Genomic DNA, 12,394 nt, shown 5'->3' on the forward strand with positions numbered 1-12,394 from the left:
ACATGCCCGAATGGGCTCGGCCCGACCCGGCCGCGCCCGAGGCCCCTGAACCGGGAGAACCGGGCGCCCGCCAAGCTGCGCCACGAAGCCTTCCCTCCGACGCGGTGGAACCAACCAATCGGCGGGTCATTGCCAGCGTCCCAGCGCAGGAGAAGAAGAAGCCGGAAAACGTCGACGAACTACGTGCAGCGATGTACGAGATCCTGTCTGCCCCGGCACCCGCAGCGCCTACGAAAAAGGAACGCCGGGAGGCTCGCGAGGCCAGGCGAGCGTCGCGCGAATCTGGGGAAACTGAAGAACTCAGCGATGACCAATGGCGGGAAAAGGCCCGAGGGATCCTGCTGCGACAGCTGACGGCCAGCGACAAAACCGCGAAACAGCTGAAGGACAAGCTTCTTGAAAAAGATTGTCCTGAAGACATTGCCGATGAGGTGATCGAGCGCTATGCGCAAATCAAGCTCGTCGACGACGAACGCTTCGCCAAGACGTGGGTGGCGGCAAGGGCCCGCTCCCGCGGGCTGGCGCGCGGCGCGATCAAGCGCGAGCTGCGTACCAAGGGAATCGATGATGAAACCGCAGCCGAAGCGCTGGAGCAGATCGACGACGAAACCGAGGAGCAGCGCGCGAGGGAACTGGTTCGCGCCAAGCTGCGGCCGGAATCGATGGGAGTGGACCGGGACAGGTCGTTGCGACGCCTGGTCGGCATGCTGGGGCGCAAGGGGTATAACGGAGGAATGGCGTTCAAGGTAGCTCGCGAAGAATGGGAAGAACGCTTCGGGCAGCACTAGAGGCAACGCGGTCGAACTCCGCGCGCCGAGGACTGCCTTCGTTTCGGGGCCTGCGCGAATTCGGTAACATTATAAGGTGAGCGAGCAACAACCGATTTCCAGCCCCGAGTCCGAACTGCAACCACGCACCTACGAAGTGCGCACCTTCGGCTGCCAGATGAACGTCCACGACTCCGAGCGGCTCTCCGGGCTGCTTGAAGACGCAGGGCTGACACGGAAGCCGGAAGAAGCGACCGACGGCGTCGCCGACGTCGTGGTATTCAACACCTGCGCCGTACGTGAGAACGCGGACAACAAGCTCTACGGCAACCTCGGCATCCTGAAGGGTGTCAAGGAATCCCGACCGGGCATGCAGATCGCCGTCGGCGGCTGCCTGGCGCAGAAGGACCGCGAGACCATACTCAAGAAGGCTCCGTGGGTCGATGTGGTTTTCGGAACCCATAACATCGGCTCGCTGCCGGCACTGCTGAACCGCTCTCAGCACAACAAGAAGGCTGAACTGGAGATCCTCGAGTCCCTGGACGTCTTCCCCTCGACACTGCCGACGCGCCGCGAATCGGTCTACGCGGGCTGGGTGTCGATCTCGGTGGGCTGCAACAACACGTGCACGTTCTGCATCGTGCCCTCCCTGCGCGGCAAGGAACGCGACCGCCGGCCCGGTGAAATCCTGGCCGAAATCCAGGCACTCGTGGACGACGGAGCCATCGAAGTGACGCTCCTGGGCCAGAATGTAAACTCCTACGGCGTAGAATTCGGCGACCGGCTGGCGTTCGGCAAGCTGCTGCGAGCCTGCGGAGAAATCGAAGGACTGGAACGCGTGCGTTTCACCAGCCCGCACCCGGCGGCATTCACCGACGACGTGATCGAGGCCATGGCCGAAACCCCAAACGTCATGCCCCAACTGCACATGCCGCTGCAGTCCGGATCGGACCGAGTGCTCAAGGAGATGCGCCGTTCCTACCGTTCAAAGAAATTCCTCGGAATCCTGGACAAGGTGCGCGAGCGCATCCCGCATGCCGCGATTACCACCGACATCATCGTCGGCTTCCCAGGGGAGACCGAAGAAGACTTCCAGGCCACCCTCGACGTCGTGGAAGCTTCGCGCTTCTCCTCGGCCTTCACCTTCCAGTACTCGCCGCGCCCCGGCACCCCGGCTGCGACCATGGACGAGCAACTGCCCAAGGCCGTCGTCCAGGAACGATTCGAGCGTTTGACTGCACTGCAGGACCGGATTGCCAAGGAGGAAAACGCCAAGCAGCTGGGCCGGACCGTTGAGGTCATGGTTACCGAGCACGCAGGCCGCAAGGCCGAATCGACCCATCGACTGTCCGGCCGCTCGCAGGACCAGCGCCTGGTGCACTTCTCGGTTCCCGAGGGTGCCGCCACCCCGCGCCCCGGCGACCTGGTCACCCTGCCGATCACCGAGGTAGCGGCATTCCACTTGGTTTCCGACCCGACCGCGGAGCAGTACCAGCTGCGCCGTTCGCGGGCAGGCGACGCGTGGGACCGGTCGCAGGCCGAAAGCTGCGGTGTGCCGGCGCCCGGAACAGTCAGCGAGCCGGGACGGACCAACCTGGGCATGCCGACCTTGAAGGTGCGCGGCTAGCCGCATGGACGCGACGCAACTTCCGGTCATTGCCGTGGTCGGCCCAACCGGAACCGGCAAATCCGATCTGGCCATCGCCCTGGCCAGGAACCTGAACGGCGAGATCGTCAATTCAGATGCACTGCAGTTCTACCGGGGCATGGACATCGGAACCGCGAAGCTGTCCCCTGAGGAGCGCGGAGGCATCGAGCACCACCTCATGGACATCATGTCCGTGCGGGAGGAAGCCTCTGTCGCGGAATTCCAGATCCAGGCCCGTGAGTGTTTTGAAGCGATTCGAGCCAAGGGCAGGGTGCCTGTCATGGTCGGCGGTTCCGGCCTGTATGTGCGTGCTGCACTGGATGTCATCGACTTCCCGCCCACCGATCCGCAGGTGCGGGCACGGCTCGAAGCCGAAGTGCAGGCGCACGGAGACGGCGAGGTACGTCGTCGGCTGGCGGAAGTGGATCCGGTGTCTGCGGCGAGGAATCTCGACCAGCGGCGCGCCATCCGCGCTTTGGAGGTCTTTGAAATCTCCGGCCGGGCTTTCAGCTCCTATATGCCCCAGCGCCAGTATTTCCAGCCTGCGGTGCAGATCGGGCTAAATTACGAGCGTTCCGCGTTGCATGCGACGTTGGAAGCCCGGGTCCATACAATGGATTCCAAGGGACTGGCCCAGGAAGTGGAAGGCCTGCTGGACTCGGGCTTGCGCGAGGGCAAGACCGCGTCGCGGGCCATCGGCTACCAGCAGTACATTGATTTCCTGGACGGGAAGATCGGGCGCGCCGAGGCGATTGATCAGACAGTGGTCGCCACCCGCAAGTTCGCCCGCCGCCAGATCACCTGGTTCAATGCCGATGAACGGGTCGCCTGGCTGGACCCGACCAAACCCGGGCTGCTTGAACAGGCGGTGGCGCTGGTGCTCGAAAGCCAGCGAACTATCGCCCCCAGCGAATGAAGCACTAAACACGAGGAGCACGGATGTACCGCAGCGAACTTCAGCAGCTTGCAGGCCTGCCATTTGCCAAGGGGCATGCAACTGGAAACGATTTCGTCTTGCTGGCGGATCCCACAGGAGCCCTTGAAATCACCGCGGCGCAAGTGGAGTCCCTATGCCACCGTCGTTTCGGCATCGGCGGCGACGGGCTGATCCGTGCGGTGCCGACCGCCCAGATGTCCGGGTATGAGCAGCAGTTCAACGAGAATCCCAAGGCCTACTGGTTCATGGACTACCGCAACAACGACGGTTCCATCGCTGAGATGTGCGGCAACGGAGTGCGCGCCTTCGTGCACTTCCTCCTTGCGGAAGGCCTGGTGAATCTGCCGGTCGGGCAGAGCCTGCAGATCGGCAGCCGTGCGGGCGTCAAGGAAGTCACCCGGCTGACGGACGGGTATGCGGCCAACCTGGGCCCATGGGGTTTGATCCATGAGGACCAGGCCGCCAGCGACTCGGTGGACTCGATGGTCCGCCCCAGCGGCTGGGAACAGGCGCTTCCGGCGTTGAGCATAACCATGGGCAATCCGCATACCGTGGTAGCGCTGCCCGACCAAGGCATGCTGGATGACCTGAACCTATTTATCGCCCCAGAAGTTTCCCCGGCCCCTCCCTACGGCACCAACGTGGAATTCGTGGTTCCCGCAGAGCCGCTGATCGAGGACGGCACGGCCCGGGTGAAGATGCGCGTCTTTGAACGAGGGGTAGGGGAGACGCTGTCCTGCGGCACTGGAGCCTGCGCAGCGGCAGCGGCAATGCGTTATTGGGCGCGCGGCACCGCCCTGATCAATAATTGGTCGGTCGAGGTTCCCGGCGGCACCGTCGGGGTTGAATTCCTTGCCAACGGCGACGCCCGGGAAGATACCGTGCTCAGCGGACCGGCGGAACTGGTTGCGCGAGGCATCATCGGCCGGGACTAGCACTCAGTCCCGCCCGCGGCACGGCCGGGGCAGGCTACCGGGCCGGGCGGGAAACCTTTAAGACGCGGAAAGCCTTGGCCGTAGCTTCACGGGTGACGTTCCAGTCGCCCGGGAGCTGGGCAACCAACCACTTCTGCAGGGAATCACTGCCCAAGTTCTTCTGCACCACCATCCAGGCCTCGCCGCCGGGCGCGAGCCTCGGCAACCACTGCAGCAACAGCTCATGCAGGGCATCCTTGCCGATACGGATCGGGGGATTGGACCAGATCGTGTCGAATTCAAGCTCGGGATCCACGGACTCAGGCCGGCCGACAACCACGTTGTCCAAGCCCAGGTTCTGCGCGTTCAGGCGGGCTAGCTCGATGGAGCGCTCGTTGACATCGACACCGTAGACCCGAGACTCGGGGCTTTGCTCCGCGGCGGTGATGGTGATGGGTCCCCAGCCACAGCCGATGTCCAGAATGCGTCCGCGCGGCGTCGGAACATACTTCAGCAGCACTTCGGTGCCCTTGTCCAAGCCCGAAGGCGAGAAGATACCCGCTGCGGTCTGAATCTTGCGGGCGCGGCCGTTCAACTCGACTGAAATCGTGCGGCGTTCATCGGCCGAGGCGGGGCTGGCGCTGAAGTAGTGATCCGAGCTCATACTGCAAAGTTTATCGTTGCGTGCCCACGCGCCAAACACGGCTGGAGGCAACGTGACAAAGACAATATGTACGGGTGTTCGCAAGACTGATAGAGTTTTCCCTATGACTTTGTTCTTCGTCTAATACGTAGCCCACACGGTTACCCGTGATTCCCGGATTCCCGGCGCTGATTTTGCGCGCCTGGACAGCGGAATCCGCAGGCGGCAAAGTCTTTTCTACTTTTCAGAATCCCAGGTGTGTCGGGGTCTTCACCTTGCCTTTGCGTTTGAGTAACCGCATCAACATCAGCGTCGATCGCTGTCATCAAAAATTGCAAAGGATACTCAATGACCAACGAACACCTAGAAAACGACCGTGCCACGTCGCAAAGTGGGGGTGCCCCGCACTATTCTGGAAAGCGAAGTACTTCAAAGGAGACCATGACTAACTCCGAGTCACACGAACACGATTCATCGTCAATGGACGAAGCCCAGATTCAGGCGGCCATTGATCGCATCCTTGCGGCAGATGAGGCCCAGGGGCCGCAGGTGCAGCATTTCGCATCCGATGATGAATCCATCTTCTCGGGCCAGGCGACAGCACTAAACCGCTTTTCCTCCGGCTATTCCACCTACGACGGCGAGCAGGACGATCTAGCCGAACGACGCGCGCTGCGCCGTGTTGCGGGCCTGTCTACCGAGCTTGAAGACGTCACCGAGGTCGAATACCGCCAGCTGCGTCTGGAACGCGTGGTATTGGCCGGGGTATGGACCGACGGCAGCGTCACCGAAGCGGAGAACTCCCTGCGCGAATTGGCCGCGCTGGCAGAGACCGCCGGCTCGGAGGTACTCGACGGTGTGGTGCAGCGCCGAAGCAAGCCAGACCCGTCGACCTACCTGGGCTCGGGCAAAGCCATGGAATTGCGCGAGATCGTGGCTTCCACGGGAGCCGATACCGTGATCGTCGATGCTGAACTTGCCCCGTCGCAGCGCCGTGCGCTGGAGGACGTCGTCAAGGTCAAGGTCATCGACCGCACCAGCCTGATCCTGGATATCTTTGCGCAGCATGCCAAGTCCCGCGAGGGCAAGGCCCAAGTCGAACTGGCCCAGCTGGAATATCTGCTTCCGCGTCTTCGCGGCTGGGGCGAGTCCATGTCCCGTCAGGCGGGTGGCCGTGTCGGCGCCGCCGGCGGCGGCATCGGTTCGCGCGGCCCGGGTGAAACCAAGATCGAGATGGACCGCCGGCGCATTCGCGACCGCATGGCCAAACTGCGTCGCGAGATCAAGGCGATGAAACCGGCTCGCGAAGCCAAGCGCGCAAACCGCCGCCGCAACGAGGTTCCGGCGGTGGCCATTGCCGGCTACACCAATGCCGGGAAGTCCTCGTTGCTCAACCGTCTGACTAACGCCGGGGTCTTGGTGGAGAACGCCTTGTTCGCCACGCTGGATCCCACGGTACGTCAGTCGGCTACGGAAGACGGGCTGACCTACACGCTGGCTGACACGGTGGGCTTCGTGTCGAACCTGCCTACCCAGCTGGTGGAGGCTTTCCGATCGACGCTGGAGGAAATCGCCGATTCTGACCTGATCCTCCACGTCGTCGATGCTTCGCATCCGGACCCGGAAGGCCAGATCCAGGCTGTACGCACGGTGTTGGGTGAAGTTGATGCACTGAATATTCCCGAGATTATCGTGCTGAACAAGGCGGATGTGGCTGACCCGTTCGTCATTGAACGGATCCGCAATCGCGAATCGAACACCGTGGTTGTCTCGGCGCACACCGGAGAGGGCATCGAGGAGCTCTTGGCGAAGGTCAGCTCTTCCATCCCGCGTCCGAGCGTGCAGATGGAAGTGCTGATTCCATACAACCGCGGGGATTTGATCGCGAAACTGCATCAGAGCGAATCTGAAATCCTTGACAGCGAGCATCTGGAGAACGGAACCAGAATGATCGTCAAGGTAAGAGAATCAATGGCAGCAGAGTTGGAGACTTTCAACCTTCATGGATAAGCAAGAGCAGGCCCTTGACCTGCTGGAAGCGGCAGTAACTTCCATGGGCGGTGCCATGCGCACCGGCCAGCAGGAAATGGTCAAACACGTCGTCTCGGCGCTGGAAGACGAAGAGCACCTGCTCGTTCAAGCCGGAACCGGTACGGGCAAGTCCATGGGCTACCTGATTCCGGCCCTGGCGCACGCGCAGACCAGCTCCAAGCCGGTGATCGTATCGACGGCAACCCTAGCGTTGCAGTCGCAGATTGTCGGTCGCGACGTACCCCGGCTCCTGGATTCGCTCAAGGGCAAGCTCTCGCGACCCATGGATGTGGCCCTGCTCAAGGGCCGATCCAACTACCTTTGCCAGTACAAGCTCGGCGGCGGATATCCGGAGGATGACGAGGGGACGTTGTTCTCCTTGGACGAGCCCGCTGCGCCCAGGGGGCAGACATTTTCGCCTCTGGCCAGCGAAGTCATGAAGCTTCGCGACTGGGCCGAGCGCACCGACACCGGGGACCGGGACGAATTGGTCCCGGGCGTCAGCGACAAAGCCTGGAAACAGGTTTCGGTCTCCGCCATGGAATGCTTGGGCTCGCAGAAATGCCCCATGGCCGATGAATGCTTCTCGGAGATGGCCCGCGCCCGCGCGGCTGAATCCGATGTGGTGATTACCAACCACGCCCTGCTGGCAGTTTCGGCCTTTGAAGGGCTGTCGGTGCTGCCGGACTTCGACATCGCCATTATCGACGAAGCACATGAGCTCCAGGACCGCGTCACCAGTTCGGTGTCCGGGGCATTGTCGGCTCGTACGGTACTCACCGCAGCGGGCGGCGCCAAGCGCCATTGCGCGGTGAACGTGGATGAACTGGTGAAGGCAACGAACAGGCTGGAAAAGGCCTTGACCGGAGTTCCAACCGGGCTATTGCAGACCGGGCTGCGCGAAGACATGGGTATCGCCCTGAACGACATCGTCGAGCAGGCACGGCTGGTTCTCGCATTGACCAAGCCGGAAGCAAACGCACCAGCCGATGGCGGCCGGCAGACCGCGCGGTCGCAAATGCAGGCGGTCATGGACGATGCCATCCGCATGCTCGAAGCTGAAGAGCGCCGTGAGGTGCTCTACACCACCCGCCCGCGCGAGTTCGTCGAGGGTCGCGGTTATGTCGAGGCGGATGACACCCAACCGGCAACACTCAACGTGGCGCCGCTCTCCGTGGCCGGAAAGCTGCGTGAAGGACTATTCGACGGGCGTACCGTCATCTTGACCAGCGCCACCTTGGCTATCGGCGCGCAATTCGACTCCGTGGCGGGATCTCTCGGGCTCATGGGCGCCGGGGCTCCTTCCTGGACCGGCATCGACGTCGGCAGTCCCTTCGACTATCCGAAACAGGGCATCTTGTACGTTGCCAAGCACCTGCCCAAGCCAGGCAGGCAGCTTGCGGCTGAGACCCTGGACGAAATCGAGGATCTGATCAAGGCTTCGGGCGGTGGCGCGCTGGCGCTGTTCACCTCGAAGCGATCGGCCGAAGAGGCGGCCGCGATTCTGCGCGAGCGCCTCGATGTGGACATCCTCTGCCAGGGCGAGGCGAGCATGAAGTCGCTGGTGGCACAGTTCGCCGAGGAGCGGGACACCTGTCTGTTCGGCACCATGACCCTGTGGCAGGGTGTAGACGTGCCCGGCGACGCCTGTCGTTTGGTCATTATCGACAAGATCCCGTTCCCCCGTCCGGACGACCCAATTTCCAAGGCACGTACCGAGGATGTGCAGAAGCACGGTGGCAATGGATTCATGCAGGTTTCGGCAACCCATGCGGCTATCCGCCTCGCCCAGGGCGCTGGCCGCCTGATCCGTTCTGTGTCGGACAAAGGGGTTGTCGCGATCCTCGATTCGAGAATGGCTACTGCACGCTATGGAAGTTTCCTGAAAGCCTCGCTGCCGCCCATGTGGCCCACCGTGGACAAGAAGACCATCGTCGGCGTTCTCAAGCGCATGGACCCGAATGGATAACCGCTTGGATCGCTGAAACGGCTTTCAGGATTGGATGATTTTTATTCACTGGGAGCCGTGGAATGGTGGTCGTAATTCTCAAGCACCCCGCATTCCGCTGCTCCGTCTATTCGATTATCGTAGTGTTCGCGGGCGGTTCCAGTGATGGTGGCGCGGAATTGTCATTTTCGCAGTAGAGACGGTTCAATTGTGTAAAATTTCCCGTGCCGGATAATTTCGGATGAATTCAATTCCACCATCATGGATGAAGGGTGATATTGGTTACTTCCAGCATCGTTCGCCAGCTACTCGCTAGCGTGCTGCGTTGTCGGATTCTCCGGTGATGTCAGAGGAAATGAGTACCGGCGCCGGTGGCTAGATGAGGGAATCCGAGCACGTTTCAAGTTGAAAGTCCTGCTGACTGGCACGCTTCCGAATTTCCCCAAATTGGATGATATCGAAGTGAACCCAAAATCAGCTCCCCAAAATCTTCGATGGACTTGCTGCTTGAAATTATGAACAATATTCCCGGACGAATTTGAGAAATTAATAGACGGACCTGAAGTTGTTTTTGTACAGGTGCTTCAAGAGGATGGAATTTCGTATCATCACGAATTCATTGAGGAAGTACCGTGTCCTATTTTCCTTCTCCTGTTCCACCGGAGCGTCCGAAATCGAAGAGCAGCAAGAAACTCTGGGTTGTCGTAACCGTTCTTGCCGTACTGGTCATCTTGATGCTTGCCGTACCCGAGTTGGCATTGCTGCTGGGATTGCTTCTCCTGATCGTTTCCTTGATCGGACTGGTCTTGGGCAAACTGCCGTTTCTCCGTATTTTCGGCAGGAAGCGAATTGCTGCACTAACTGCCGGTTCGGTTCTTATCACCATCGTCGCTGGCGGCTTCATGGACACCACCGGCGCGGCGAACGCTCCACCCTCTGCCGACGCAGCTCCGACCACAAAGGTGAGCGAAACACCAACACCCAGTCCATCGCCGTCCACGCTTGCAGATTTCATTGGCGAAACGTGCGAGGGGGACGAGCTGGTCATGGAACAAGCTTCCGAGAAGCTGTACTGCGACGAGGGTGCCACGAATGCACTTGTTTGGACCAGCCAAGGCGACCACGATAAGTCTGTTCTAGCTGCCAAGCAAGAGGCAGAGAAGAAGGCCGCAGAGGCAAAGGCCGCCGCCGAGAAAAAGGCAGCCGAGAAGAAGGCTGCCGAGACGAAGGCTGTGGAGGAGAAGGCTGCTGCCGAAAAGAAAGCAGCGGAGAAAGCCGCTGCCGACAAGCGAAGGGCCGAGGAAGCAGCGGCTAAAAAGGAAGCGCAGAAGCAAGCTGCCAAAGAAAAGGCAGAACGTGCAGCACCTGAAGCCTACACTCCGCCTGCCAAGGCACCATCTTCCACCTCCTATGCGAATTGCACGGCTGTGAAGAATGCCGGGGCCGCTCCCATCTATCAAGGTGACCCGGGATATTCGCGCAAGCTTGATCGTGATGGGGACGGTGTCGGTTGCGAAAAATAGCGATTGCTTCGAGCGCATTTCTAGCGCTTTCGGCGATTCTCACGGGATGCTCCGCACCGGCTGGTGGTGCCAGTCTCGCGGACGGCAATGAGTCCGCGGATCAACCTGAAATCGTGATCCGGAGCGAAGCTCCGCCGATTGAGATCTATAGTGAAGCCCCAACGCCGATTGCAACGCCTGCGGAGTCAGCCAGGCCTTCCTCGGCAACAGCATCAACCGCACAAGATGCCGAGAACCTCGGGGAGGAAGCGACCGGAGCCCTGGAGCTTCTGGCGGAAGTACCGGTCAAGGGACGTGCGCCTAAGACTGGATACGACCGCGACCTGTTTGGCAGCGGGTGGGGGGATCCGGACCGAAACGGGTGCGATGCGCGTAATGATATTCTCGCCCGTGATCTCGTGGTCCACTCTTTCCAAGACGGTACGGGGGACTGCGTCGTTTTGACCGGAACCCTCAACGATCCGTACACGGGCAAGTCGATCCAGTTTCAACGTGGTCAGGGAACCAGCAATGCAGTTCAGATCGATCACGTAGTTGCACTCTCTGATGCATGGCAAAAGGGGGCACAGCAGCTATCGGTAGTGGAACGTCAGGAATTCGCAAATGACCCACTGAATCTCCTGGCTGTGGACGGTCCGACCAATGCGTCAAAAGGCGACAGTGATGCTGCAACCTGGCTTCCACCGGAAAGAGGATACTGGTGCGATTACGTGACTCGGCAAGTTGAGGTCAAACATAAGTACGGTTTATGGATGACAGGTGCCGAGCATGCAGCGAGTGAGCGTATTCTCTCCGAGAATTGCACTTAGTTCCGAGCCCACTTTTCCAGCGTCGAGTCTTGAAGCTGCGAAGGCTTGCGACAGGAAATATTGATATTGAAACCAAAGGGTAGAACGCGGTAAGCATCCCAAGCTAGCGAGCAGTGATTCTCGGATGCCGAGCTAAACCGACGAGCGCTGGGGATCAGTTCCATGGAACTGAGCCCCAGCGCTCGTCGGCATATTGGATTAGAGCGAACGCATGACCGAGACCACCCGGCCCATGACGGTCGCAGCGTCACCGAGAATTGGCTCGTAACGCGAATTCTGCGGCAGCAGCCAGGTATGTCCGTCGCGCTGCCGGAACGTCTTCACGGTTGCCTCTTCATCAAGCAAGGCAGCCACGATGTCGCCGTTGTTCGCAGTCTGCTGGCGGCGCACCACAACCCAGTCGCCGTCGCAGATGGCTGCGTCCACCATTGAATCGCCGGAGACACGGAGCATGAACAATTCGCCATGGCCCACCAGCTGGCGTGGAAGAGCAAACACATCTTCAACAGTCTGGTCTGCCAAGATCGGACCGCCAGCGGCGATACGTCCTACCAGCGGCACCATGGTGGTGTCCGCCGAGGTGCTCAGCTCGATAATCTTCGCGTCTTCCTTGCCGGCTTCGTCCACCGGCTTGGGGGCCTCGGCCGCTGTTGCATCCTCACTGAGCTGCAGCGGAAGCAGGATCTCCATTGCGCGAGGACGACGCGGATCGCGACGGAGGTAGCCGAGCTTTTCAAGCTGGCTCAGCTGGTGCGTCACACTCGAAAGACTCTTGAGTCCCACGGTGTCACCAATCTCGCGCATCGATGGCGGATAACCGTTCTTGCCGATCGATCGCTGGATGGTCTCCAGAATTTTCTTCTGGCGGATCGTCAGCGAACGTGCGTTCGATCGGGGAGTGCGCTCTGAAGCTGACATGTCCTTTAGCCTTCCCTAATCACCGGTCGAGAGCTGGGCGGATGCCTAACTGTCGGAAGCCGGTGATGTTATGTACTCGTTCCTCTTCTACTTCGAAATCTTAGTCGATGTGAGGGAGTCTTTCAAAGATTTGTTCGAAAGTGTCTGGACAATTTCCGCGAGGGTCTGTTAGAAAAGATATACGAGAGTCGAACACATCTTCGAAGTGAGTATTCGAAGATAGGTTCGTATGATGTCACTGTTGAGGAGAATAGTC

10 protein-coding genes are annotated in these 12,394 nt (G+C 60.4%); 8 read left to right on the top strand and 2 right to left on the bottom strand.

The genetic code is table 11. From position 1 onward, the window contains the following. Positions 1-104: 104 nt before the first annotated feature. From IEY43_RS13990 to dapF, 4 genes are all read left to right on the top strand, one after another. Positions 105-788 (top strand): regulatory protein RecX, encoded by a 684-nt coding sequence (locus tag IEY43_RS13990; RefSeq protein WP_188949189.1) that lies wholly within the window; start codon positions 105-107, stop codon positions 786-788. Between the two features lie 76 nt (positions 789-864). Continuing rightward, positions 865-2,394, top strand: a complete 1,530-nt coding sequence (miaB, locus tag IEY43_RS13995; protein ID WP_188949190.1) for a tRNA (N6-isopentenyl adenosine(37)-C2)-methylthiotransferase MiaB — start codon at positions 865-867, stop codon at positions 2,392-2,394. Between the two features lie 4 nt (positions 2,395-2,398). Beyond that, on the top strand, positions 2,399-3,331 hold the full coding sequence (miaA, locus tag IEY43_RS14000) for a tRNA (adenosine(37)-N6)-dimethylallyltransferase MiaA (RefSeq protein ID WP_188949191.1): 933 nt from the start codon (positions 2,399-2,401) through the stop codon (positions 3,329-3,331). A gap of 23 nt (positions 3,332-3,354) precedes the next feature. Beyond that, positions 3,355-4,287, top strand: a complete 933-nt coding sequence (dapF, locus tag IEY43_RS14005) for a diaminopimelate epimerase (protein ID WP_188949192.1) — start codon at positions 3,355-3,357, stop codon at positions 4,285-4,287. A 34-nt stretch (positions 4,288-4,321) separates the two neighbouring features. Here the strand turns inward: dapF and IEY43_RS14010 are convergent, their stop codons facing one another. Further along, a complete protein-coding gene (locus IEY43_RS14010; protein ID WP_188949193.1) occupies positions 4,322-4,930 on the bottom strand; it encodes a class I SAM-dependent methyltransferase in 609 nt (202 codons plus the stop codon). 420 nt (positions 4,931-5,350) lie between these two features. Between IEY43_RS14010 and hflX the strand changes: the two genes are divergently transcribed. From hflX to IEY43_RS14030, 4 genes are all read left to right on the top strand, one after another. Continuing rightward, positions 5,351-6,919, top strand: a complete 1,569-nt coding sequence (gene hflX / locus IEY43_RS14015) for a GTPase HflX (RefSeq protein ID WP_188949194.1) — start codon at positions 5,351-5,353, stop codon at positions 6,917-6,919. Next, positions 6,912-8,909 (top strand): ATP-dependent DNA helicase, encoded by a 1,998-nt coding sequence (locus IEY43_RS14020; protein WP_188949195.1) that lies wholly within the window; start codon positions 6,912-6,914, stop codon positions 8,907-8,909. The genes hflX and IEY43_RS14020 overlap by 8 nt, the downstream gene beginning before the upstream one ends. Positions 8,910-9,520: 611 nt before the next feature. Next, positions 9,521-10,411 carry an excalibur calcium-binding domain-containing protein gene (locus IEY43_RS14025; protein ID WP_229777416.1) on the top strand — a complete coding sequence of 297 codons (891 nt, stop codon included), beginning with the start codon at positions 9,521-9,523 and terminating at the stop codon, positions 10,409-10,411. 113 nt (positions 10,412-10,524) lie between these two features. Beyond that, positions 10,525-11,220, top strand: coding sequence for an HNH endonuclease family protein (locus IEY43_RS14030; protein ID WP_308425066.1), 696 nt, complete (start codon positions 10,525-10,527; stop codon positions 11,218-11,220). Between the two features lie 198 nt (positions 11,221-11,418). Here IEY43_RS14030 and lexA read toward each other — a convergent pair whose 3' ends face one another. Continuing rightward, positions 11,419-12,138 carry a transcriptional repressor LexA gene (lexA, locus tag IEY43_RS14035; protein WP_188949196.1) on the bottom strand — a complete coding sequence of 240 codons (720 nt, stop codon included), beginning with the start codon at positions 12,136-12,138 and terminating at the stop codon, positions 11,419-11,421. Between the last annotated feature and the right edge of the window lie 256 nt (positions 12,139-12,394).

It is taken from the genome of Glutamicibacter protophormiae, from assembly GCF_014647495.1.
In the GTDB taxonomy this organism is placed as follows: domain Bacteria; phylum Actinomycetota; class Actinomycetes; order Actinomycetales; family Micrococcaceae; genus Glutamicibacter; species Glutamicibacter protophormiae.

Coding starts and splice junctions, on each gene's coding strand:
- dapF (WP_188949192.1), top strand. CDS start 3,355: ATGTACCGCAGCGAACTTCAGCAGCTTGCAGGCCTGCCATTTGCCAAG.
- miaA (WP_188949191.1), top strand. CDS start 2,399: ATGGACGCGACGCAACTTCCGGTCATTGCCGTGGTCGGCCCAACCGGA.
- IEY43_RS14010 (WP_188949193.1), bottom strand. CDS start 4,930: ATGAGCTCGGATCACTACTTCAGCGCCAGCCCCGCCTCGGCCGATGAA.
- hflX (WP_188949194.1), top strand. CDS start 5,351: ATGACTAACTCCGAGTCACACGAACACGATTCATCGTCAATGGACGAA.
- lexA (WP_188949196.1), bottom strand. CDS start 12,138: ATGTCAGCTTCAGAGCGCACTCCCCGATCGAACGCACGTTCGCTGACG.
- IEY43_RS14020 (WP_188949195.1), top strand. CDS start 6,912: ATGGATAAGCAAGAGCAGGCCCTTGACCTGCTGGAAGCGGCAGTAACT.